General features: G+C 58.9%; 14 protein-coding genes and 1 riboswitch. Of the genes, 10 read left to right on the top strand and 4 right to left on the bottom strand.

What is annotated here, in order from left to right; genetic code table 11:
* Nucleotides 1-433 precede the first annotated feature (433 nt).
* Nucleotides 434-1,006, bottom strand: a complete 573-nt coding sequence (locus tag KUV52_RS17535; protein WP_222527234.1) for a thioredoxin family protein — start codon at nt 1,004-1,006, stop codon at nt 434-436.
* Nucleotides 1,007-1,170: 164 nt separating this feature from the next.
* Between KUV52_RS17535 and KUV52_RS17530 the strand changes: the two genes are divergently transcribed.
* From KUV52_RS17530 to rluA, 4 genes are all read left to right on the top strand, one after another.
* Entirely contained in the window at nt 1,171-1,575 is a 405-nt protein-coding gene (locus tag KUV52_RS17530; protein ID WP_222527233.1) for a hypothetical protein, read from the top strand.
* Nucleotides 1,572-2,102: a class I SAM-dependent methyltransferase gene (locus KUV52_RS17525; protein WP_222527232.1), complete on the top strand. Its 531-nt coding sequence runs from the start codon at nt 1,572-1,574 to the stop codon at nt 2,100-2,102. The genes KUV52_RS17530 and KUV52_RS17525 overlap by 4 nt, the downstream gene beginning before the upstream one ends.
* Before the next feature lie 13 nt (nt 2,103-2,115).
* Complete coding sequence (locus tag KUV52_RS17520; RefSeq protein ID WP_261390107.1) at nt 2,116-2,406, top strand: hypothetical protein; 291 nt, start codon at nt 2,116-2,118, stop codon at nt 2,404-2,406.
* 67 nt (nt 2,407-2,473) lie between these two features.
* On the top strand, nt 2,474-3,133 hold the full coding sequence (gene rluA / locus KUV52_RS17515; protein WP_222527231.1) for a bifunctional tRNA pseudouridine(32) synthase/23S rRNA pseudouridine(746) synthase RluA: 660 nt from the start codon (nt 2,474-2,476) through the stop codon (nt 3,131-3,133).
* 18 nt (nt 3,134-3,151) lie between these two features.
* Here rluA and asnA read toward each other — a convergent pair whose 3' ends face one another.
* On the bottom strand, nt 3,152-4,129 hold the full coding sequence (gene asnA, locus KUV52_RS17510; RefSeq protein WP_222527230.1) for an aspartate--ammonia ligase: 978 nt from the start codon (nt 4,127-4,129) through the stop codon (nt 3,152-3,154).
* Nucleotides 4,130-4,284: 155 nt separating this feature from the next.
* Between asnA and asnC the strand changes: the two genes are divergently transcribed.
* The 4 genes from asnC to KUV52_RS17490 all read left to right on the top strand — a co-directional run bounded on the left by asnC (nt 4,285) and on the right by KUV52_RS17490 (nt 17,226).
* Nucleotides 4,285-4,746, top strand: coding sequence for a transcriptional regulator AsnC (gene asnC / locus KUV52_RS17505; protein WP_222527229.1), 462 nt, complete (start codon nt 4,285-4,287; stop codon nt 4,744-4,746).
* Between the two features lie 241 nt (nt 4,747-4,987).
* Nucleotides 4,988-8,875: a S8 family serine peptidase gene (locus tag KUV52_RS17500; protein ID WP_222527228.1), complete on the top strand. Its 3,888-nt coding sequence runs from the start codon at nt 4,988-4,990 to the stop codon at nt 8,873-8,875.
* Nucleotides 8,876-9,138: 263 nt separating this feature from the next.
* Nucleotides 9,139-13,101: a S8 family serine peptidase gene (locus KUV52_RS17495; protein ID WP_222527227.1), complete on the top strand. Its 3,963-nt coding sequence runs from the start codon at nt 9,139-9,141 to the stop codon at nt 13,099-13,101.
* Nucleotides 13,102-13,359: 258 nt separating this feature from the next.
* Complete coding sequence (locus KUV52_RS17490; protein WP_222527226.1) at nt 13,360-17,226, top strand: S8 family serine peptidase; 3,867 nt, start codon at nt 13,360-13,362, stop codon at nt 17,224-17,226.
* A 41-nt stretch (nt 17,227-17,267) separates the two neighbouring features.
* Here KUV52_RS17490 and lysC read toward each other — a convergent pair whose 3' ends face one another.
* The gene (gene lysC / locus KUV52_RS17485) at nt 17,268-18,650 is read right to left on the bottom strand and encodes a lysine-sensitive aspartokinase 3 (protein WP_222527225.1); all 1,383 of its coding nucleotides are present in this window, start codon (nt 18,648-18,650) and stop codon (nt 17,268-17,270) included.
* 73 nt (nt 18,651-18,723) lie between these two features.
* Nucleotides 18,724-18,902: riboswitch (Lysine riboswitch) on the bottom strand.
* Between the two features lie 598 nt (nt 18,903-19,500).
* On the opposite strand from lysC, the gene arcA reads away from it, so the two are divergent.
* Entirely contained in the window at nt 19,501-20,220 is a 720-nt protein-coding gene (gene arcA, locus KUV52_RS17480) for a two-component system response regulator ArcA (RefSeq protein WP_222527224.1), read from the top strand.
* A 60-nt stretch (nt 20,221-20,280) separates the two neighbouring features.
* Here arcA and KUV52_RS17475 read toward each other — a convergent pair whose 3' ends face one another.
* Nucleotides 20,281-20,643 (bottom strand): Hpt domain-containing protein, encoded by a 363-nt coding sequence (locus KUV52_RS17475; protein ID WP_222527223.1) that lies wholly within the window; start codon nt 20,641-20,643, stop codon nt 20,281-20,283.
* Nucleotides 20,644-20,796: 153 nt separating this feature from the next.
* Here KUV52_RS17475 and KUV52_RS17470 point away from each other — a divergent pair, with 153 nt between their 5' ends.
* Nucleotides 20,797-24,162, top strand: a complete 3,366-nt coding sequence (locus KUV52_RS17470) for an SPOR domain-containing protein (RefSeq protein ID WP_222527222.1) — start codon at nt 20,797-20,799, stop codon at nt 24,160-24,162.
* The last annotated feature ends 113 nt before the right edge of the window (nt 24,163-24,275 follow it).

Here is a 24,275-nt window from a genome sequence, read left to right as displayed (position 1 = left end):
AACAGACGCCATTACAGAGCCATGCCGTGATCCTGGGATCACAGCCGTCATCAACCGGCGGACGCACTGGTCCCGTTCCCGGTGGTTCCTGGCTCAAATGGCCGCGCAGTACGCGCAATAAGCAAACTAAGACGCCACGAAGGCGCGTGGACGCGGAGCGGTTCCGCGACAGAAGGGGGCAACGTCGACGCTGACGGACCGGACGAAGGTCCAGGGGATGCAAAGAAAACAGGACGATGCCCTAAGTTCAGCCAGGGCGGCGAACTCAGTGGCGGGGATAGTAAAGGAATTAAAGCGAAAGTGCCAACCCGAGCCAAAAAGCGGTGAACGCGATGAGAGCCGAGCCGATTTGCGGGGAAAAGCGAGAAAAGAGAGCGCTGATGTTAAAAGGTGAAAAGCCCACGGAGCCGGTCGACGCCGTGGGCCTCTGCCATTACTGGGTGAGGATCTTCACCAGATCCGCTTCCAGAGAGGTCTCAGGTGCACCGGCGATGCGGCCGATCTCCTTGCCATCCTGAGTAATGATGAAGGTGGGAATGGACTGGAACTCGATGCCCGCCAGATCCATATCGCCCGCCTTACCCTGCTTGTCGACACCGATGTAGCGAACGGTAAAGGCATCGTTGTTCAGGGCCTTCATGATCTTGATAAAGGCCGGGGTGTGCTTGTGGCAGTCGCCACACCAGGTACCGACGATCACGGTGATCTCGGTGGGCTTGCTGTACTCCTTCAGCGGTGCCAGTGCCGCATTGTCCACCTGATAATCCAGGTAACTGCGCCCCATCGGCACCAATTCGAAGATCAGTTTGTTGGGATCCAGTTCACCGGTCAGGATCGCGTCCTGCATCGGCGCGGCCCCGTGAGGATTACCATGGGGACTGGCCATCATGGCGTTTTGATCCACGCCGCCCATCGTAGCCAGCATCTGTTTGTGGTCCAGGGGTTGGGCGTGAGCGGTGCCGGTCACCAGACCAGCCGCCAGCAGAGCAAGAGCCATTTTCTTCATTGTGTGCGATCCCGAATATTCCGAAGAGTGTCATCTGTGAGTGCACTCTACTCTGGCAGTTCCCAGCGACAGCGGCAAGCTCACGGAAAATGTGAGTCCCTTCACACACCTGGGCGTCAGAGGGTACTATCGTCGCCAACACCTGCCATCAACCCGGCCCCTTCATGAGCCAACAACCAACTCAACTCCAGTTCTATCTGCTTCGCTTTGGCAAAACCGCGCTGCGTGCCCTTCATGTCCTGGGACTTTGCGGCGCCGCTGGCGGTTTCTACTTTGCCCTGCCGATGGCGTTGTGGCGCGACTGGTGGATCCTGGCCATGGTCTCTGGGACGGCGCTCCTGCTGTGGGAGGTGTGGCGCAGCCGTTACTACCTGATCCAGATGAAGGGGGTACTGACTCTGGTGAAGCTTCTGCTGCTGGCCCTATGCGTACCGCTGCCACAATGGAAAGCGGAGCTGTTCAGCCTGATTGTGCTGCTGTCGGTGATCACCGCTCACGGCCCGTCACAACTGCGCCACTATTCCATCTGGCACCGTCGTGAACTGCGCGGCAAGGAGATGAAAGGGTGACCCATCAGGGCCAGGAAGCGTCCGCTCTGGTGCTGCAGGCTGAGTCCCACCTGGCACCGGGTTCTCTGGTGTTGGATCTGGCCTGCGGCTATGGCCGGAATGGACTGGCACTGGCCCGTCGTGGTCATCAGGTGTGGTTTGCCGACCGCAACCGGGAGGCACTGGATGCCATCCAGAGCCGGCTCAGTGAGGAGCGCCTCAACGGCGTCCTCTGGCAGACCGATCTGGAGGCCCATGAGCGCCCATTGGGGCAACGCCGGTTTGACGCCATTCTGGTGTGCCACTACCTGCACCGCCCTCTGCTGCCTGATCTCGCACTGGCACTGCGCCCGGGCGGCATTTTGATCTACGAGACTTTCACCACCGATAACCGGGCGTTTGGACGCCCCAACAACCCCGCCTTTCTGTTGGAACCCAATGAACTGAAATCGGCCTTTGCTTCCTTGGAAACCATCCACTACCGTGAAGGGATATGGCGTAACCCTGACAGGGCGACCGCCCAACTGATTGCTCGCAAAGCAGACTGACAAGGAGAGACAGATGCTGCAATGGTACCCGGTCCACTACCGCATCGGCGCTGCGCCGCTGATCACTGCGGCCATGGTGGCACTTACTCTGCTCGGACGGCTGATCCTGCCCGGGTCCGCGCTGGTGCTTTGGCCACTCTACGCCGCTCTGCCGGTGATCTTCCTGCTTCACCTCTATCTGATTGTGGATGACCAGTCGATGGGTAAGCTGGATGCCCTTTTCTATGCCCTGGTCCACCTGCCCCTGGCCTTTGTGGTCTGGACCTTCTGCCTGATCCACGCCTCCGGCGGCAACCTTTTCTGACTTGCATCCGGGCGCCCCTTCCCCTAATGTGTGCGCCCATTTTTCCCACAGTTTTCGAAGCCAGAACATGACCGAGTTTCACTACCAACCGCCCTTGGAGCCCTACCTGACGGTGTTATACGAGGACAAGGACATTGTGGTGGTAGACAAACCCAGCGGCCTGTTGTCGGTACCGGGGCGTGACCCCGCCCATCGGGACAGCGTCTATGCCCGGGTCGAAGCCCGCTATGGCAAGGTGTTCGATGTGCACCGTCTGGATATGGCCACCTCCGGCGTTATGGTGCTGGCCCTGAGGAAAAACGCGGAGCGGGAGCTGAAGCGCCAGTTCCGCGAACGGGAAACCAGTAAGACCTACATCGCCCGGGTTTGGGGACATCTGAACCAGCCGGAGGGCGAGATTGACCTGCCCCTGATCTGCGACTGGCCCAACCGCCCGAAACAGAAGGTCTGCTTCGAGGGTGGCAAACCCTCACTGACCCACTATCGGGTGTTGAGTGAAGATGAACATTCAAGCCTGGTGGAGCTGACGCCCATCACTGGCCGCTCCCACCAGCTTCGGGTACATCTGCTGGCGCTGGGCCACCCGATTCTGGGCGACGGTTTCTACGCGGAAGGGGAGGCGTTGCAAGCCGCCGACCGGCTGCTCCTGCACGCCCACACCCTGACCATCAAACAACCCTACTCCGGTGAGCCACTCAGTTTTACCGCCGACATTCCGTTTGAGTGATCCCTCTGACCCGGGCCCTCAGAGACGGCTCGGGCAGGGTTCCGCCCACACACCGCACTGCACCTGGCCGATGTGCTCTGCACCCAGCAGCAGCATCACCAGACGGGATTGACCGATGCCTCCGCCAATGGTCTGGGGCAGCTCTCCGGCCAGCAGGCTCTGATGCCAGGGTTGCGCCATCGCGCCCTCCGTGCCGGCCAGGCGCATCTGCTGTTGCAGCGCCAGGCTGTCCACCCGGATCCCCATGGAGGAGAGTTCAAAGGCATCTTGCAGAATCGGGTTCCACACCAGCAGATCGCCGTTGAGCCCCAATCCCAGTTCCGTTTCACTGCTCCAGTCGTCGTAATCCGGCGCCCGCATATCGTGGGGCTCGCCATCCGCCAGCTTGCCACCAATGCCGATCAGGAACACCGCCCCCAACTCCTGGCAGATGCGGCGCTCCCGCTCTGAGGCAGACAGCTCTGGGTAGTGCTGTCGCAATGTTTCCGCATGCATAAAGGTGACGGACTCAGGCAACCAGGCGGTCAGGTCATAACGGGCGATCAGCGCCGCTTCCGTTGCCTTCAATGCCCCCCAAATCGCCTCAACCCGAGTTTTGAGACCCGGCAGGCTCCGCTCCTCTTTGCCCAGCACCTGCTCCCAGTCCCACTGGTCCACATACACCGAGTGCTTGGGTCCCAGAATCGCCTCGTCCGGGCGCAGCGCCTTCATCTGAGCCAGGATCCCTTCGCCCGGGCCGAACTGGTAACGCCCCAGGGTGGCCCGCTTCCATTTGGCCAGCGAGTGCACCACTTCAAACTCCCGCTCCGGCAGGGTCTTCACTTTGACCGCCACCGCTTTCTCAGTGCCAGACAGCCCATCCTGGATGCCACTCCCCACTTCGCTCAGCAGGGGCGCCTGAACCTCCAGCAGATTGAGGCGCGCACTCAGCTCCCGGGCAAAGGTGTCACGAACCAGGGCGATCTTTTGCTGTTTCTCGATGTATGCGCGTTTCATGTTGTCGATTCCTCATCAAAGCTGAAGGTGTGAAGAGGATTCTTCATTGCAAAGCGGCCAGCATCAATAGATCATCAAAGAAATACTGGCATTAGGATTTTTTCGTCAATCAATAGCCAGGATTGCCTTTGAATCACCAAAATCGAGGTGGAAAAATGAACGAAAACTATCGAATCGATAATCTGGACCGTTCGCTGCTGACCGCTCTGCAGGCCGATGCGCGTGTGCCCTATGCGGAGCTGGCCAAACGTCATGGTGTCAGCCCGGGCACGGTCCATGTCCGGGTTGAAAAGATGAAGCAGGCGGGGATCATCACCGGCACTCAGGCCACCGTCGACCCCAAGGCGCTGGGGTATCAGGTGTGCTGCTTTATCGGCATCAATCTCAAGGCGGCGGGCGACTATCCCAAGGTGCTGGCCAAGCTGCAGGCCCTTCCGGAAGTGGTCGAAGCCTATTACACCACCGGGCACTACAGCATCTTCACCAAGATCCAGACCCGCAGCATCGACGCGCTGCATCACCTTCTGGTCAATCAGATCCAGGCGATCCCGCAGATCCAATCCACCGAAACCCTGCTCTCACTGCAGCAGCCTATCCAGCGGCAGGTCGCGCCCTGACTCAAAAAGTGATCCTTCCATTCACCCGAGCAGTTCAATCTCCCGTAAAGGTCCATTTACGTGAAACTAGACTCCATTTAAGTCCTAACAAACAAAGCTCTCGCTTTGATGTAAATCAAATGTTAAAAATGCATACCCCCATTCGCTCAGTGAGCAGGGGAATATAAACACCCATTTACTCAGGGTATAAGTCTGACAGGTAGCGGTCGTCCGACAGACAACAAGAGATGGAAGGAAGAACATGAGAAAACAACTCACACTGGCCGTCCTCGCCGCGCTTTACAGCGCTGGCACGGCGGCAGCAGGGGTGAACGGCAATGTTTCGCTCGGAGACTCCCGCTTCGAGCTTCAATCCCGAAACCAGCATTGGAGCCCGGATGTTCGTCAGGCTACCCCCATCAGTCAGTCCCGCTACATTGTTCAGCTTGAATCCGACCCCATCGCCACTTATCGCGGCGGCCTCCCCGGCTTGAGCGCCACGGCAAAGGGTGCCGATGCCGACAAGCTGAATCTCAATGCCGCCAATGTGTCGCAATACCGCAACCACCTGGATGCGGAAGTTGAACAATTCCGCGCGGTATTGGCAACTCGCCTGCCCAGCACCAAAGTCTCCCACCGCTTCGCCACCCTGTTTAACGGTGTGGCGGTGTCCGGCGGCAATCTGAGTCTGGCCCAACTGGCCGCTCTGCCAGGCGTCAAAGCGGTGTATCCAGAGCGGATCTATACCACTGAAATGGACGCTTCTCTGGACCTGATCAATGCCCCCGCCGTTTGGGAACAGTTGGGCGGGCGCGATACCGCTGGTGCTGGCGTTCGCGTTGCCATCATTGACTCCGGGATCCGCCCGGAGCACGAGATGTTTGCAGGCGAAGGCTTTACTGCCCCCAGCGAAGGGATGCCCGTTGACGACTACTGCTCCACCATTGACGCCAACTTCTGTAACGACAAGTTGATTGTGGCCCGCTGGTCCGCCCCCACCTTCCCGGTTTGGGAGCAGGAGCACATGAGCCCGCTTGGATTCGACGGTCACGGCACCCACGTTGCCGGTACTGCCGTGGGCAACAAGGTCGATATCAACTTCCTTGGCCAGGACGTTACTGTCTCTGGTGTCGCGCCAGGGGCTTACCTGATGGCTTATAAGGCCCTGTTTGCTACCGCCAGCGATCCGACCCGCGCCTCCGGGTCCAATATCATGCTGCTCGAAGCCCTTGAGCATGCGGTGAACGATGGCGCCGACGTGATCAACAACTCCTGGGGCGGCAGCGCCGGCATGGACCCCGCCTTCTCGCCCTACAAAGCCGCGTTTGAAGCAGCCGAAGCGGCGGGCGTGGTGATCGCCACCTCAGCCGGTAACTCCGGTTCCGGCCCTCAAACCATTGGCTGTCCGGGCTGCATTGAAGCGGGTATCACGGTGGCCAACACCACCCACGGACGCTTCTTTGCGAATGAGCTGAGTGTCGGCAGCCTGAGCGGAATTCTGTCCGTCGAAGGCACCTCTTCCGCCCGTCTGCAAAGCGACATCACCGCACCGGTTATCGCCAGCGCAGATGTTGACGCCATTAACGTGGAAGGCTGTGAACCGTTTGCGGAAGGCAGCTTTACCGACAGCATCGCCCTGATCAGCCGAGGCAGCTGTGCGTTTCTCGATAAAGCCAATCACGCTGCCGACGCGGGTGCGGTTGCCCTGGTGGTTTACAACAACCGCGATGGCCAGCCCATCACCATGTCCATGGACGACGCCACCATCCCCGCAGTGATGGTCAGCCAGGCCAGTGGCGAAGCGATTCTGACCGAGTTGGGTGGTGAAGGTCCGCACTCCGCCACCATCGCCGCCGCGATCACCCGAATTGTTGATCCCGAGTTCGCTGACAACACCGCCAGCTCCAGCTCCCGCGGCCCCAACGGCGATCCCAACATTCTTAAGCCGGACATTGCCGCCCCTGGCAGTGCCATTCTTTCCGCCATGTCACCGGAAGAACCGGGACGTGAGGGGGCAACCTACGCGCTGCTGAGCGGCACCTCCATGGCCAGTCCGCATATCGCCGGGGCAGCAGCCCTGATGCGGGAGATGCATCCCGACTGGAGCGCCGTGGAGATCAAGACCGCACTGACCTCCAGCGCCACCCTTGAGGGGCTGACCAAAGAGGACGCGGCTACAGCCGCCGATCCCTTTGATGTGGGCGCAGGCCGAGTTGACCTTGATGCTGCCAGTGACGCAGTACTGACCTTCGACAAAGCCTCCTACGCCAACGCCGCCTGCATTACCGGGTGTCGCTTCACGGCGACCGTAACCAACCGCGGCGACAGCGCAGACAGCTGGGCACTGAGCGCCATGGTTGACGGCGCTGCGGTCACCGTATCCCCTGCGACCCTGGAGCTGGCAGCCGGTGAGTCCAGCGAGTTCACCGTGGCCATTGACCCCACCTTTGCCGATAAGGGCGCCTGGCGCTTTGGTAAGGTGCAGTTCAGTGGCAACACCGATGCCCATCTGCCTCTGGCGATCTTCCCGGATGTCTCTACCGACGCCTCCATGGTCTCCATCTACGGCGATGCGCCTACCCTAACCTACGGCGAAGAGGGCACCTATCACGCCGTCTTTGCCAATAAGGGGTTTGAGGGGACCGTCTCCCTGACTCTGATGGCGGACGAAAACCTCACCATGGTTGAGGACAGCGCCAGCATCACGGCCACGGACGCCAGCCAGACCGGTATGGAGATCGATGAAACCAACGGCCGACTGAGCTGGGTTGGACGTCTGGGCACGCAAAGCCTTTCCGTTGCCCCTCTGGGTGTGCTTGGCCTGCCCAGCTTTGCTACGCCGGACAACCAAATCAGCTGCTCTGGCGGTTGTGATGAGGTTTCCTTCGTCTACAACGTACCGTCCTTCTCCTATGGTGGTCAGGACTACGGTCAGATCACCGTTTCTGACAACGGCTTTGTTGCGGCCGGTAACGTCGATACCACCGGCTCCTGGAACAACCAGCGTTTGCCCGATGGCACAGCGCCAAACAACGTGATCGCCCCGTTCTGGGCCGATATGGATCTGACCGACGGTACGGCGGGCGACACCGGTGGTGGTTCCATGCACATCTTCGGCATTTCGGATCAGGCCGGAGATCTGGCCTACATCGGTATCGAGTGGAAAGATGCGCAGCTTTGGGATGACACCTCCGGCAACACTTACAGCTTTGGTGTCTGGCTGGGAGTTGGCGCCTATAAGGGTGAAAACGCCATCAACATCATCGACCTGGGTCCCATTCCCGCCAATGTAACTGTCGGCGCAGAGGACATCAGCGGCGCGGTGGGCGACCTGCTCTACTACAACGGGGAGGGCAGTGCTCCGGTGAATGGTCTGGCTGCGCTGGTACAAAATGAGCCGGGTGGCATCGTTAACATGGACTTTGCCCTGAGCGCTGATGTGGTTGATGTGGCCGCTGACGACAGCGCGGAGACCCTTGAAGAGGCCGCCGTTACTGTGGTCGTGGTGGAGAACGATAAGGACACCATCACTCTGCCGCTGATGTTGAAGGGCAGCCATGAGGGCACCGTGATTGAAGCCCTGCACCTGGTTGACGTTGCGGGCGCGATGCCCACAGGCATTACCATCACCGAGGAACCGGCCAACGGCAGCGTGGTGGTGAACGAGGACCTCTCCCTCACCTACACCCCGAATCTGGACTTTGCCGGCACCGACGCCATCGGTTACGACGCGCTGGATGAGCAGGGAATGGTGATCGGCAGTGCCACGGTCGACGTCACCGTCACCAACGTCAATGATGCCCCGGTCGCAACGGCGCCTGCGGCAGCCTCTGTTGTCAGTGGAAAGAACGTCAACATTGCGCTCTCGGCTGACGATGTGGATGGTGATGATCTGACCTGGCAAGTGACTCAGACCAGCGGTACGGCAGCGAGCTTCTCCGTCAGCGGTAATACGCTCACAGTGAACGCTCCCAGTGTGTCCGCTGCGGAAACCCTCACCTTTGCGGCCGTTGCTTCCGATGCGGCTCTGAGCAGTGAGCCGGTCACGGTCACGGTTGAGGTGACACCGCCAGCGGATGACGACAGCGGCAGCCTGGGTTGGTTGGTCCTGCTGCTGGCTCCGCTAGCCTTGACCCGCAGACGCAAGTAACCCCCGGAGTTCCGTTATATATAAAGGGCGCACACCGCGCCCTTTTTCTTTTCTAACAAAGACTTCCCCCATTCACACGGCTTCTTCAACGCAACCAACACACGTAGATCAGGCCGTCGCAGCATCCGTCCCAGATCGGCTCATTGCCTCCCAAGCCCTCGGAATGACCGTGCAAGAATAGTGCGTCAATTAAGCAAGGATAAGCCCGGTGTGTCATGCCCAGCGACACCTGGAGACACGATAAAGACAACGAGGAGCCGCGCATGAGCAAGTCCCTATTTGCTGTCGCTATCTCTTTCGCTTTGGTCTGTAGCAGTGCATCAGTACTGGCCAATAAGAAGAAGGACTACACCTACACCCACTTTGAACTGCAAAAGATGCGCCCTCACTGGGAGCCGGAGTTTCGAGGTGATGCCACTGGACAGAAGCAGACACTGAAGCGCTTCGTGATTCAGTTGCAGTCAGCCCCGGTGGCCAGCATGGGAAAGCCTGACACCCCCCATACCATGTCGATGAGTACACAAGGCCTGGATGATGAGCCAAATACCCGGGTCTCGCAGCTTCAGCAGCAGCTTGATATTGAATTCCAACAGTTTTACGACGCCCTAAATACCGAGGGGATAGAGGCTCAAATCACACACCGGTTCACCACCCTGTTCAACGGCGTGGCGATTTCCGGTCATAACCTCGACCCTAGCGAACTGGCCGACATTCCCAGCGTCAAAGCGGTCTATCCCGAGCGCATCTACACCACCCACATGGATACGTCACCGGACCTGGTTCAGGCAGCGTCGCTATGGCAGCAGTTAGGGTCACGCAGCCAGGCCGGACAGGGGGTCAAGATTGCCGTCATCGATTCCGGCATTTTCCCTGAGCACCCGATGTTCTCGGATGAAGGATTTATTCCTCCAGCCTCGCACAGACCACAGAATGACTATTGCGCTCAAGTGGACAGCACCTTCTGCAATAACAAACTGATCTCAGCGCGCTGGATCTCCCCCACTTTCCCGGTCTGGAAAGATGAGTACCTGACCCCCCGTGGATTCAACACACATGGGACACATGTTGCGGGCATTGCGGCGGGAAACCCGGTGACAACCCAGTTCGAGGGGCAAAATCTCACCCTGTCAGGGATCGCTCCAGGTGCCTACCTGATGGTTTACAAAACCCTTTATGCCACAGCCAACAATCCTGACAGCGCCTCCGGTTCCAATATCATGCTACTTGAGGCCCTTGAACACGCCGTCAATGATGGTGCTGACGTGATCAACAACTCCTGGGGTGGGGCTGTCGGTCTGGACCCCGCCCTCTCCCCATTTAAAGCCGCTTTTGAGATGGCGGAAGCCGCTGGCATCGTGATGGTCAGCTCGGCGGGCAACTCCGGCCCAGGTGCGAATACCATCGGCTGCCCCGGCTGTATTGAAGCTGGCATCACCGTCGCAAACAGTTCCCATGGGCGCTTTATTCACCACGTGCTGGAGGTCGACGGCCTGGAGCCAATTTCCGCACGACTGGCCCATTCTGACTATCCGCACCACAGAGACATTCGCGCCCCCATTACCACGGCGCAAAATGTGGACCCGAACAACAATAAGGGCTGTCTGCCGTTTCCCTTCGGCAGCCTGCAGGGACACATCGTGGTTGTGCAGCGTGGCGAGTGCGCCTTTATCGAAAAAGCCCAAAACCTCTCGGCAGCGGGCGCTGTAGGCATGATTGTATTCAACGACCGGCCGGCAGAACCTGTCATTATGTTGATGCCATCCACCCCGATCCCCGCCGCCATGATCGGCCAGAGTGACGGCGCTGAAATACTCTCCCACCTGGCCGGTCAAACGGCCGCTTCCGCGGTGTTATCCGGCGATACCGTTCGTCTTGTGGTTGAGGCATTTGCCGATCACATCGCCCCGAGCAGTTCCCGCGGACCCAACGGCGATCCCACCATACTGAAGCCCGATATCACCGCCCCTGGCAGCTACATCCTCTCAGCCATCAGGCCCCAGCAGGAGAGTAACGCAAACCCGCTTTATGCCATGCTCAGCGGTACTTCAATGGCCGCACCGCAAATCAGTGGCGCGGCAGCGCTGTTGCGACAGGAACATCCGGATTGGAGTGCGATTGATATTAAGACCGCGCTGACCAGTACCAGCTATCGCGACCACCTTCGCAAAGAGAACAACACCTCGCCAGTCACCCCCTTTGACGTCGGCGCCGGCAGGTTGGATCTTAATGCGGCACGCCTCACCACATTGACCTTTGATAAAGCCTCATACGCCAATCCGACCTGCATCGCTGAGTGCCAATTTAAAGTGGTGGCGACCAACCGTGGAAACGAGGAAGCCCAGTGGGAAGTGATGGCTACGCTGGCCGATGCTGAGGTGTCCGTCTCACCCCATCGGCTCTCGTTGCCCCCGAATCAATCCGGCGAAGTCTCGGTCACCATCGACGCCACCCATATGAGCAAAGACCAGTGGCACTATGGCGAACTTCAGTTTTCCGGTGCCAATCAAGCCCACCTCCCGTTAGCCATTCTGCCGACCCTGTCCAGCAACAGCGGGATGACCTCGCTTTATGGCGATAAACCCACCCTCGCCTTTGGTGAGCACGGCGACTACCACGCGCGTTTCTCCAATACCAGTTTTGACGATGAGATAGCCATCGAATTGACCATCAGCCCCGGGGTGGTGCTGGACAGGGAAAGCATTCATATACGAAGCAACGGCAGCAGTGGCGGTCGTTTCGAATATGAAGAGTCGTCCGCCCGGATCCTCTGGCAAGGCCTGCTGGATACTCAGGTGGTTGCCATCACACCGACCCATATTTCCGGGTTAGTCAGTCAGGCACAGGAAAATAACCGGGTATCCTGCTTAAACAGCTGTGATGAGTACTCCTTCGTCTACCGCAGTGCTGCCCAGTTCGAATATAACGGTGAGGACCACCAGCTCCTGACCATCTCCAGCAATGGCTTTATGGCCGCGGGAGAAACCCAGATCGAATCCGGCTGGCGCAATCAGAAACTGGCAGACCTCACCCCTCCCAATAATGTCATTGCCCCTTTCTGGACAGACCTGAACCTGCTCGGAGATGAAGAGCCCATCAGTAGCAGTAGCGGCGGCGGTTCCATGCACCTCTATGAGGTGTTGGATGACCAGGGAGACCCAATCTGGATCGTCGTCGACTGGATCGACGTTCAGGTATACGGAGATTCAAACGCAAACCAGTACAGCTTTGGAGTCTGGTTGGGAACCGGTCCCAATAAAGGCACCAACCTGATGAAATACTATGAGCTGGATACACTGCCTCCCCAACTGACCGTCGGTGCAGAGGAGCGCCACGGCAATGTCGGCAATGTCCGCTACTTCAATGGTGAAGGATTTGCGCCCAAAGTCGGAGATACACTCAGAATTGCCACCCACCCTGCTGGCAATATTGAGATCGACTTTGCTCTGTCCAACGAAGCGGCCGTGTTCAATGGCAAGCGGCAGATGCAGACACAAGAGGATATGCCACTGTCCATTGATGCTGGCGAAATACACGCCCAACTGATGGATGTGCCTGTTGTACTGAGTGTGGAGCACCACGGCAGCCAACTGCAGGCGATGCAATTGATTGAGTTGCTCTACCCCGAAGTCAGCGACATCACTATCTCCGACCAACCAAAAAACGGCACCGTTCAGTTGGATGAGGAGCATCTGAACTACCATCCCTACCCGGACTTCAACGGTGAAGACACACTGCAATACATGATGAAGGACAACGCAGGGAATGTGCTGGGATTCGTTGATATTGAGCTTCAGGTGGCCAAAGTGAATGACCCACCGGTAGTGGATCCCATTGCGGAGCAGCGTCTCGCGCCCGGTCAATCGGTGGAAATCTCCCTTTCTGCCACCGATGTGGAAGGCGATTCTCTGAGTTGGAGAAGCACGCAGCTTTCCGGACCCCAGACCCGCCATTCAGTGCAAGGCAGTAAGTTACAAATATCAGCGCCAGAGACCGAATCCGATGCGGCGATGACCTTCTCCATCGTCGCCAACGATGGTCAACATGATAGTGAGCCAGTGATCGCACAGATGGTCGCTTCAGGCTCAGGCACTCAGGAACAAACTCCCATTGAGGCGCCAGGTGAAGAGAGTGCCGAAGAGCGTGCAGAAGAGAGTGGTGGAGGCAGCCTGAATGGCTGGCTCTGGCTACTGCCACTGATGATCCTCTTCCGCCGCCTGATCCGTTAAACGCGACGGGCTGCGCCTGCACGGGCAGCCCGATTTCTCTCCCGTCTGGTGTTCACCGCTCCTCCCATCATCTCAACCATTCGCACAGATCGGCCTGACCCCAAAGTCTCTGCACATCCCACGTACTGCGCGACCAGCCAAATGATCGGCTCAACACCGGAAGGATTAGCAAGATCAGGATGTTACAAACAAAAGGCTTTGCAACCCCGCCAGACAGCCAGCAGTCGTCCGGTGAGTATTCTCAGACGGAAAACAACAATGAAACGACAATGGATATGCGGCGCCATCGCCGCACTGGTCGCCTTCGGGGCCACCGCCTCTGATGAGCCGTTAAACACGGTGCCACTTACCCACTTGGCCGAGATCCTTGCTGCACAAGACAACCCGAGCAAAACCGGACCTCAGGCCCCCTCCCCCACCCAACAGCGCTTTCTCGTCCAGCTGGCTTCACAGCCGCTTGCCATCCTTCAGAACACCAAATCGACACGGGCCATCTCGGATAACGCGCATTCCTCCAGCGGTCTGATGCAGTATCGCAATCAGCTGGATGCGGAAGTGGCTCAGTTCCAAACCACCCTGGCCAACCGATTGCCACAAGCACAGGTCTCCCATCGCTTCTCAACCCTGTTCAACGGCGTGGCCGTGATGGGTTCGGACCTGACTCAGGCGCAGTTGGCAGCACTGCCCGGTGTTCGGGCGGTTTTCCCCAACCGCCGCTATGAGGTCCAGATGGATACCTCATTGGAGCAGATCAAGGCTCAAAGGGTCTGGCACAAACTGCAAGCCCAGGGACAAGCGGGCGAAGGGATCCGCATCGCCATTGTGGACTCGGGCATCGATCCCAGACACGAGATGTTCTCTGGCGAGGGGTTCTCCGCGCCAGCCCAGAACCTCCCCAGCGACGATTATTGCCGCACCACCGATCCCTCATTCTGTAACAACAAACTGATTGTGGCGCGCTGGTCCGCCCCCACCTTTCCGGTTGCCGATCAGGAGTACCTGAGTCCAAGGGATTTCGGTGGCCATGGCACCCACGTTGCGGGCACCGCTGCAGGCAACCGGGTCCAGGCCGACGTGCAGGATCAGCCACTGACTCTCTCCGGTGTCGCTCCGGCGGCCTACCTGATGGTGTACAAGGCACTCTATGCCACCGCAGATGATCCCGACCGCTCCTCCGGAAGTGACATTATGCTGTTGGAAGCGCTGGAGCACGCCGTCAACGATGGTGCCCAGGTGATCAACAACTCCTGGGGCGGGAGCCCCGGGATGGACCCGGCGCTCACTCCCTACAAAGCGGTGTTCGAAGCCATTGAAGCGGCAGGGGTGGTGCTGGTTACCGCAGCAGGCAACGACGGCGCCGGCGCCCAAACCGTGGGGTGCCCGGCTTGCATCGAGGCAGGGATAACCGTTGCCAATACCACTCATGGCCGCTTTTTCTCAAAAGCGCTCTCCATCGCAGGGCTGCCGGACTTTATCACCGTGGAAGGCACCTCCCCCATTCGCGTAGATGAAGAGATCAGCGCTCCCTTGTTGGCCAGTGTGCAAGCGGACCCGGAGAATGTGGAGGGGTGTGGCCCCTTTGATGCCAACCAATTTGATGGCCAGATCGCCCTGATTCAACGGGGAGGGTGCACCTTTTCTCTGAAGTCCGCCCATGCTCAGGCCGCCGGTGCTGTTGCGATGGTGGTCTACAACAATGTCCCCGGTATCCCCATCACCATGCGGATGGACGACGCCAATCTGCCTGCGGTGATGATCAGCAAAACCAACGGCGAAGCGATTGTGGCGGCCCTGCCTCAATCCGACGCGCTTGACGCAACGATATCCAGCACGCTCCAGCGGATTGTGGCACCTGAGTTTGCCGATATGATGAACTCCAGCAGCTCCCGTGGGCCCAATGGCGACCCCAATATCCTGAAGCCCGATATCGCTGCACCGGGTACCTCAATCCTATCCGCCTACGCCACTGATGACGCAAGCTCTACGGAGTCTCACTACTCACTGAAAAGTGGGACCTCCATGGCCAGTCCCCATGTCGCGGGCGCCGCCGCCCTGATGCGTCAGTTGCACCCGGATTGGAGTGCGGTGGAAATCAAAACCGCCCTCACCTCCAGCACCACCCAGGCCGACCTGTTAAAACAGGACGCCAGCACAGAGGCGGACCCCTTTGATGTGGGTGCTGGCCGCCTGGACCTGGAGGCCGCCAGCAATACGACACTGACCTTTGATAAAGCCTCCTTTGCTAACGCCTCCTGTGTCTCACGCTGCAGCTTTACCGGCACCGTTACCAATCGTGGCGAGAACCGGGGAGATTGGAATATTCAGGCCGGAATCGATCAGGGCGCAGTAACTGTGATGCCGGAATATGTGACTCTCGCCCCAGGAGCATCCGCGCAGTTTACTCTGCTGGTCGACCCGGCACTGGCGCCCAAGGAGGAGTGGCAGTTTGGCCAGGTGACCTTCAGCGGTGAGAGTAACGCTCACCTTCCCATCGCCATCTATCCGGAGCTGTCCACCGAACTCTCTACCATCGCCCTGTTCGGCGAACAGTCAACGCAACCCTTTGGTGGCACAGGCCAGTATCAGGCGTCCTTCTCCAATAAGCACTTTGAGAAACCGGTTACCGTCACCCTGCAAACCGACCCTCGTCTGTCCCTGCTTGAAGAGAGCGTCGTTATCGATACGGCAGGTTCCCCCAATGGCCTCACGGTGAACAGCGAAGAGGGTCTGGTGACCTGGGTTGGCGAACTGGAGCATGAGCAGATAACGGTTCATTCCATCAATGACCCCTCGCCACCCAGTCAGGCTGATGAGCAAAATCGTCTCTCCTGCCGCAACGGGTGTGACGATACCTACTGGGTCCTGAACCTGCCGGTCTCCTATGAGTTGCATGGCCGCCAGTATGGTCAGGTGACGATATCGAGCAACGGTTTTATCGCAGCGGGCAACGAGCGCTCGGGTTCTTCGCCGAGGAATCAGCCGTTGCCCACCCTCTCCGCGCCCAACAACCTGCTGGCGCCGCTCTGGACCGATCTGGATCTGGAGGGGGATGGCGGTGATGACGACAATGGGAAGGGTGGCGGTGCCGTGCACGCCTACCTGGTCCAGGACGACGAAAACAACCCGACCTGGGTGGTGTTTGACTGGATTGATGCCCAACTGTTCGGCGATGAATCGCGGAGTTACAGCTTTGGCGTTTGGCTGGGCCTCGGTGACAACGAGGGCACCAATCTGATGCGTTACTACCGTTTGGATCCCCTGCCTGACAGCGTGACCGTTGGAGCAGAGGATCGTAGTGGCTACGTTGGCCGAAACGCCTATTACAATGGCGAAGGCAGCGCCCCGGTAACAGGCGATACCCTGACCATCAGTAATGACTATCAGGGCCTGGTTAATATTGATTTCCAGGTAAGGGCGGACGCGGTGGATGTGGCGGCCAACGACTGGTTTGAAACCCAGGAGGAGGTAGCCGTCACCCTGAATGTGGTGGAAAACGACAGCGCCCTGCTGCCCCTGCCGCTCCGGCTGACAGCTCGTTCCGAAGGCACCACATTTGAGGCACTTCATCTGGCTCAAGTGTCGGGTCCAGCCCCAACATCCGTCGTCATCACCTCAACCCCGGACAACGGTGAGGTGGTCATCAATGACGATGGCACCCTCACCTACACCCCCAATCTGGATTTTGCGGGTGACGATCACCTGACTTACCAGGCTCTGAATGAGCAGGGAGAGGTGATTGGCCAGGCAGAGGTTACGGTTACAGTGCATAACGAGAATGACGCTCCCCGAGTCAGTGAACCCGCTGCGCAAAAGGCGCGACGAGGAGAAACCGCACGGTTCTACCTCTCCGCCAACGATCCTGACGGAGACGCCGTCACCTGGAGTGCAACGCAGACCGGCGGAACCGAGGCCAGCTTCTCACTCTCCGGCAACACTCTGGAGGTGAGCGTTCCCCATGTCCGTAAGAACGAAACGCTGGTATTCAGCCTGGTGGCCAACGACGGTTCGCTGAGCAGTGAGCCTGTAGAGGCCCGCGTTCGCGTTGATGTCAGCGGAGCGGGAAGCGTCAGCTTCGGGCTGCTCCTGCTGATTCCGCTGGTGCTGCTGCGAAGACGCCTCCACTGAGTCCCAACCAAAAGGGCGCCATCCGGCGCCCTTTCTCTTGCTTACTGAGTCTCCAGTAAGCGATTGTGCAACTGACGAACGACGCCATCCACCTCCTGACCGTCCACCAGAAAGCAGAGATTGTGAGGGCTTGCTCCCTGACAGATCATCCGCACATTGTGCTGCTCAATCACCTCGAACACCCGCTTGCCGATGCCGGCGGTATTGGCGATGCGGTTACCGATCACCGCCACCAGCGCCAGACCGCTCTCCACCTCAACCCGGCACATCTGCCCCAACTCCTCCAGCAAAGCCGGTGTCAGCAACTCGCGTCCACCGCTGTCAGAGCCGGTGCTGTCCAGGGTCAGTGCCACGGACACCTCAGAAGTGGTGATCAGATCCACACTGATGCGATGGCGAGCCAGGATGGCAAACAGCTCGGCCAGGAAGCCCTGTGCATGCAACATATTAAGGCTATGTACCGTCATCAGGGTTTGATTACGGCGCAGTGACAGGGCCCGGAATACCGGAGTCAACTCGGTTCGGTTACGGATCCAGGTGCCACCCATTTCCGGTGCCCGACTGCAGCCGACAAACACGGCACAGCCTGAACGCACCGCAGGAAGAATGGTGGCCGGGTGCAGCACTTTGGCGCCAAAGGTCGCCATCTCTGCCGCTTCATCAAAGGAGAGCTCGGGGATCGGTCTTGCACCCGTTACCAGACGCGGGTCGCAGCTGTAGATCCCATCCACATCGGTCCAGATCGCCAGACTGTCCGCACCCAAAGCTTCCGCCAGCAGAGCGGCACTGAAGTCAGACCCACCCCGACCCAGTGTCGTGGTATGGCCTTCGCTGTCGGCGCCGATAAAGCCCTGGGTTACGATCCTTTCCGCCTCAAGAGCGGCCCCCCAACACCCCTTCGCCAACTGAGCCAATTCCTGCAACTGAGGCTCCGCACGGCCATGGTGGCTATCGGTGCGCATCACCTCCCGTACGTCCCGACTGCGAGCTGGCTCACCACGCTGACGCAGTAATTCAGCAAAGAGCAGAGAGGAGCACTGCTCCCCCAAAGCCAACAGCGCATCCACCCGGCGGGGATCCTGAGGTTGTTGTGCCAACTGTGCGCTGTGCTTATCCATCTCGGTTAAGAGCAGATCAAGTGCGGCAGCCACCTCGGCCGGACGACCCAGCGCATCCAGGATCTGGTACTGGATCTCGGCGATCTGACCAAGCAGCTCCAACCGTTTTGCACCATCACTGATGCCGGAAGAGAGAGAGACCAGCAGGTTGGTCACGCCGCTGGAGGCGCTGACCACGACAATCCGTACGCTGGGGTCCGCCAGGACGATATCAGCGCAGCGATCCATGGCAAGGTAATCGGCGACAGACGTGCCGCCAAACTTGGCAACCGTCAAAGAGACCGGGGAAGAAAGTTGAGTATTCATTGTGCTCCGAACCAAGATACCTGTTCGGAGAGTCTGGATGGGGCACCCGTGCCCATCGTGCGATCACGGGATTTCTTCCAGAAGCTCTCCACCTACATCCAATGGTGACAGCCCCAGGGATTCAGCCCCGGCGGCCGACGGCATCCCGAGTCGAACGGGCTAACCATCTCGGCGTTGCTCCCCCTGGGCCGGCATCTTCGGAGTTCGCTCTCCTGCTCCGGCTTACCTGGGCAACGCACCTCTTCTGTTCTCCCAATGGCTGGGAGAGGCGCTCATCTCATCGCAAAACCCTGCCGCCTGTCAAACTTTCAGCAATTTTTAAAACAAACAGAGTGTGATCGCCGTCACGATCCGTCGCCATCGTTTACATTTACCGGTTATAGGGAGGCAATAACATGCCCCAAACCCGGTGATAAAACTGAAAGCGATCACAACTTTAACCCTTTGCCACCGGAGTTGGCTGTTTAGGACAACGCGGGCAGGTAAAATGGCGTCATCGATTAACGAGCTGACGACTTTCCCGGCCATAAGCCGGTGGAAAATCGAAACAAACTGACACACACGCCTCGACAAAAATCAAACGCTTTGTGATCGCCGCCTCAAAAAAGGTCACCCGTTAACAAAAGTTGGCGAACTGTTGAACCATTTTGAGGTACTTTCAGTCCCACAAGGTGAAACACCCCGCTCGCGAAAATCGCGTTGTCGTAGGGCGCCTTACAGGAAACTGCAGCCATATTCGAACACCCCAGCGTGGCTGTATGTGGCAATAAAAGGGACTTTGCATACGCTTAATGGTTAGTGGTGCGCCACTGGCTTTGATTTATGTCGAACAGCGCTTTAGGTAGCTAACATGCAAAATCCGCACATCCTCATCGTTGAAGACGAAGCCGTCACCAGCAACACCCTGAAAAGCATCTTCGAAGCCGAAGGCTACAATGTTACCGTCGCTGTTGACGGTGATGAGATGCACAACGCCCTGAAGACCCACAAGATCTCTCTGGTCATCATGGACATCAACCTGCCCGGTAAAAACGGTCTGCTGTTGGCCCGTGAACTGCGTGAGCAGGACGATATCGCCCTGATCTTCCTGACCGGTCGTGACAACGAAGTGGACAAGATCCTGGGTCTGGAAATCGGCGCCGATGACTACATCACCAAGCCGTTCAACCCGCGTGAGCTGACCATCCGTGCCCGCAACCTGTTGAACCGCATTGTAAACGCTGGCAAATCCACCGAAGAGAAGCCCCAGGTTGAGTACTACCACTTCAACGACTGGACTCTGGAGATCAACAGCCGTTCACTGATCAGCCCATCTGGCGAACCGTTCAAGCTGCCGCGCTCTGAATTCCGCGCGCTGCTGCACTTCGTTGAGAACCCGGGCAAGATCCTGTCCCGCAGCGATCTGCTGATGAAGATGACCGGCCGTGAGTTGAAGCCTCACGATCGTACTGTGGACGTGACCATCCGTCGCATTCGCAAGCACTTCGAAAGCCATCCGGAGACCCCGGAGATCATCGCCACCATTCACGGCGAAGGTTATCGCTTCTGCGGTGCGCTCAACGAGCATTAATCACTGCACTTAAGATCAAAAAAGGCTGCCTCAGGGCAGCCTTTTTGTTTTCTTCGCCGGTTAAGCACGCTCGGTCAGATAGTGCTTGAGGCTGTTCAGATCCGCGTCGAGGTGGTCGCGAATCGCTTCAAACCATTGACGATGCTCTCCCTGCCATCGGGGCTCATCGCCACACTGCAGTGCCTGGGACAGCTCCTGAATGCGCTTGAGTCCCACTGAGCCCGCCGCGCCTTTCAGTTTGTGTGCTTCGGAAAGTACCTGGTCCTTATCCCCACTCTCCAGTCCGCGGGCGATCGCATCCACGTACTCGGGTGCCATCTGTTCAAACACCACAACCGACTTAAGCAGGGTAGCGGCGCCAATGGCTGCACAATACTGATCGAGGGTAAGGGTGTCCAAATGCTCGTGAGCGTTTGCGGTCATGGGTGTCTCCACAGTCCGGAGTGAGAAAGAATGCAGGCCCAAACTACCATGGGAAGCCAAGGGTCACAACACGGGCGTTTTGTCGTCACTTTATGCGTTAATCAATGGTATCCTGCCGGCCAAAATCGATAACTTTCTAGTCGTTGTGGGAAAATGCGAGCTGTCACCTTAGCTGTACTGGGTGCGCTGACCTGCGCTCAAGCCGTTCAGGCCCGGGAAGTCCCCCTGGCCGCCAAACAGATCCAGACCTTCACCCTGTTCAGTCAAGGGCATCAGCTTGAACAGCCACTGGTGGTCTACCGCCACGGCCAACGGACTCTAGTGCCTCTTCAGGCATTGAGTGCCGCACTGGGGCTGGAGATCCAGGTGAACCCTAACACTGCCAGTGCCAACGGCTGGATTGCGGGTGAGAATGCCAACTTTATGCTGGATCTCAACCAGGACGAGGCCCGTAGAGGCTTTGATCGGTTCGAGCTGGACCCGGCACGCCCCTGGGGCCGGGACAGTGCAGATCTTTACCTGGATGCGGAACTGATTCAGCAACTGTTGCCAATTTCCCTCAGCTTCAATGGCCCGGCCAGCCGACTGTCGGTAAGCAGTCCCTATCCGCTGCCTGCAGTACAACGCCTGGAGCAGCAACAGGCTCAGATGGCCCAACTGGGTCTTCAGCATCGCTTCCACAGCGCGGGCTTTGATCCCATCCATCCCCATCCCTACGAAGACCTGTCCGATCCAACGGTATTCGCCTATGGCAACGCGGCCATTATGGGCAAGGAGATGCTGACTCAAGACTACCAGTTCGGTCTGCTGGCAACGGGCGATGTTCTGGGTCAAAGCTACGAGTTCAACTACACCAAACTGGCCAACGAGCGCAGTGAGTATCGTCTGCGTTTCTCTCGGGATCTGAACGACATCAGCGACACGCTGCCGCTCAGCCTCGGTCGCTATCAGGCCGGTGACGTCAGTTTCCTGGGGGATAACCTGCTCTCCGGCGCCACCGAAGGTCTGGGCTTCCAGATCAGCAACCTGGCGACCCCCAAAAGCAACCGTTTTGGCACCACGGCTCTTGAGGGCAACGCGCCGCCCACCTGGCAGATCCACCTCTACCGGAACGGGGTACTGCTGGCCTTTACCGAAGCCGACGACGCCGGGCGCTACCGCTTCCTCGATGTGCCGTTGCTGAACGGCGCCAACGTGTTTGAGATCCACCTCTACGGCAACCATGGCGAACACCAGATGCGTCGGGAAACCATCCAGGCGGGCCAACACGTCGGCAAGGGTGAAGTGGGCTTCAATGCCATGTACATCGACAACACCCGCTTTGTTTTCAATAGTCTGCGCCCGGAAGAGGAGGAGGAGCTCGGTGCTCGTCGCCAGATGACCCTGCGCACCGACTACGGCATCACCAACGCCATCAGTGCCGGCCTGAGCTACCACACTCAGCAGTTGGCCTATGACGACTGGGGCCGGGTCGAGCTGGAGGAGCGTCACTATGTCGGCGCCAATGTCTCTGCGGACCTGTTTGGCAGCAGCTGGTTGCTGGAGGGGTTGCGTGACGACGAGGGCAACAACGCTTATATGGCCGGTTGGACACGGCGATTGGGGGATAATCACCACTTGCGGGTAGACCACCGCTACAACGGCAATATGCGCACCGACCGCACCGATCAGCAGGAGCAGCCCCTGAAGCGGGAGACCGAAGCCTGGCTTGAGGGTCAGACCTGGCGTCTAGGCGGCTGGCAATATGCCTTTGGCGCTGCCAAGTACGATCCCAAAGGGCGGAACGAATCCACGGGGCGGGAAGAGTCCTTCTCCGTCTACCAGAACCGCCTCTCCAGTCAGGTGGGCCCGGTGAATTTCAGCCACATCTACCGCTATGACACCCAATACGATGGTCGTCTGGAGCGTCAAAGCGGTGAAGTGCTGTTCAGTACCAGCGGTTATGACTGGAACCTGTCTGGTAACGCCAACTACCAGTGGGGTAAAGGGGTCGAAGAGTTGGAAACCCGCCTGCGCTGGCGCCCCATGTATGGCTTCTATAACCAGACCTCGCTCTGGTACCTGGATCCGGAAGAGCGCAAGAGTCGCTTCGGTATCGGTCACGAAGTCGCCTACCGCTACCGCTGGTTTACCCTCGGCCTTCAGGGCGGCGTGGATACCCGTGGCAACTGGCAGGTCAACACCACCGCCACATTTGCCCTCAACTACCGGGACAACCGGGACGGCGCTCCCGCTGAAGCGTTGCGCCCTCAGCTCTCCGATCTGGTGGTACGCGTTTTCCTCGACGGCAATAACAACGGCCACTTTGACCGCCATGACCAACCCTTGAGCGGCCTGGCAATCAACACCGCTCCGAGCTGGCCACGGGAAGTGAGCGATGACCAGGGTGAGATCCTGCTGCGTCAGGTACCCGCCAACAGCCTCTACCGGATCAACATCGACCCGCGACATCTGCCGCCGGGCACCGCGCTGCGTGACGGACCGGTGGAGGTGATGCCTCTGCCCGGTCAGCGCACCGAGGTGGATCTGGCTCTGGTGAAGGTCACCGACATTGATGGCACTCTGGTCACCCCCTACGGACCGGTGGCCGACATGCCGATGATCCTGGCCGATCTCAACCACAATCCGATCCACCGCACCCGCACCGGGCCAGAGGGCCAGTTCGCCCTGATGGGAGTCCGCCCGGGCAACTACTACCTGGTGTTTGATGAGCGGGAGCTGAAAGCCCGCAAACTGAAGACCAAGGTGCCGCTCTATCCGGTGAATGTCGGTGGCCAGGGTGAGCCTCGTCGGGACTGGACCATTGAGATCGATGCGCTGCCGGGCAGTCCGGAACGGCCCGCTGCCCAGATGGTGGATACGCTGCCCCTTACGCCAGAGCCGATTGTCGATCAGCCCAAGATGGTCACGCCGGTCACCCATCTGCCCAAAGCGAAGCCCGCATTATCCGGTATGGCGGACAGCGACTACACCCTGCAACTGGCCGCCAGCCGTCAGGCGTTCAACCTGGCCAGCCTGAAGGCGCAGTTCCCGGCGCTCTCTCTGGAGCAGATCACCGTGATGCGTGGCGGCAAACCGATGCACCTGCTGCTGTCCGGCCAGTACCCCAGTGAGCGCTCAGCCCGGTTTGGTCTGCGGGACATCCCCAAGGAGTTCGCCAACGATCTGCCTCTGGTACGTCGGGTCGGCGATCTTAAGCGCGAAGCGGTCGATGTGACCCCCACGCCCTCTCAACCGATCAGAGCCGCCGTCAGCACCGACAACGCCGACGCCTGGCTGGCGGCCCAGCCTGGCAGCAACCTGACCTGGCAGTTGGCGGCCACCAAAGGCCGACAGAGTGCCGAAGCCTTTATCCGTCAGCATCAACTGCCCCAGCCGGTGGTGATCCATCAGCATAATGGCTGGTACCAGATCCTGTGGGGCAGCTTTGCCAACCGCAGCGAGGCCCAGGCTGCACTGGAGGCCCTGAGCAAGGCCCCACAAAATCCGTGGTTGCGAGGTATAGAGAAGCTGCGATAGTGTGTCCCCCCGCTTGCGGGCAAAGGACTCACAAAAACGTGGTCTAATCGATATTTTGGAACACTCCGATGCATGATTTGGCAGGGTTTAGACATGTGTCCCTGTTGGAGCGC

The organism is Ferrimonas balearica, from assembly GCF_019802055.1.
Classification (GTDB): domain Bacteria; phylum Pseudomonadota; class Gammaproteobacteria; order Enterobacterales; family Shewanellaceae; genus Ferrimonas; species Ferrimonas balearica_A.
Note: the sequence above shows the minus strand (reverse complement) of the source record. Positions and strands in the feature narration are given on the sequence as shown.

Excerpts from the sequence above, each read along its gene's own strand:
- KUV52_RS17535 (WP_222527234.1), bottom strand. The coding sequence starts at position 1,006 with ATGAAGAAAATGGCTCTTGCTCTGCTGGCGGCTGGTCTGGTGACCGGC.
- KUV52_RS17530 (WP_222527233.1), top strand. The coding sequence starts at position 1,171 with ATGAGCCAACAACCAACTCAACTCCAGTTCTATCTGCTTCGCTTTGGC.
- KUV52_RS17520 (WP_261390107.1), top strand. The coding sequence starts at position 2,116 with ATGCTGCAATGGTACCCGGTCCACTACCGCATCGGCGCTGCGCCGCTG.
- rluA (WP_222527231.1), top strand. The coding sequence starts at position 2,474 with ATGACCGAGTTTCACTACCAACCGCCCTTGGAGCCCTACCTGACGGTG.
- asnA (WP_222527230.1), bottom strand. The coding sequence starts at position 4,129 with ATGAAACGCGCATACATCGAGAAACAGCAAAAGATCGCCCTGGTTCGT.
- asnC (WP_222527229.1), top strand. The coding sequence starts at position 4,285 with ATGAACGAAAACTATCGAATCGATAATCTGGACCGTTCGCTGCTGACC.
- KUV52_RS17500 (WP_222527228.1), top strand. The coding sequence starts at position 4,988 with ATGAGAAAACAACTCACACTGGCCGTCCTCGCCGCGCTTTACAGCGCT.
- KUV52_RS17495 (WP_222527227.1), top strand. The coding sequence starts at position 9,139 with ATGAGCAAGTCCCTATTTGCTGTCGCTATCTCTTTCGCTTTGGTCTGT.
- KUV52_RS17490 (WP_222527226.1), top strand. The coding sequence starts at position 13,360 with ATGAAACGACAATGGATATGCGGCGCCATCGCCGCACTGGTCGCCTTC.
- lysC (WP_222527225.1), bottom strand. The coding sequence starts at position 18,650 with ATGAATACTCAACTTTCTTCCCCGGTCTCTTTGACGGTTGCCAAGTTT.
- arcA (WP_222527224.1), top strand. The coding sequence starts at position 19,501 with ATGCAAAATCCGCACATCCTCATCGTTGAAGACGAAGCCGTCACCAGC.
- KUV52_RS17475 (WP_222527223.1), bottom strand. The coding sequence starts at position 20,643 with ATGACCGCAAACGCTCACGAGCATTTGGACACCCTTACCCTCGATCAG.
- KUV52_RS17470 (WP_222527222.1), top strand. The coding sequence starts at position 20,797 with ATGCGAGCTGTCACCTTAGCTGTACTGGGTGCGCTGACCTGCGCTCAA.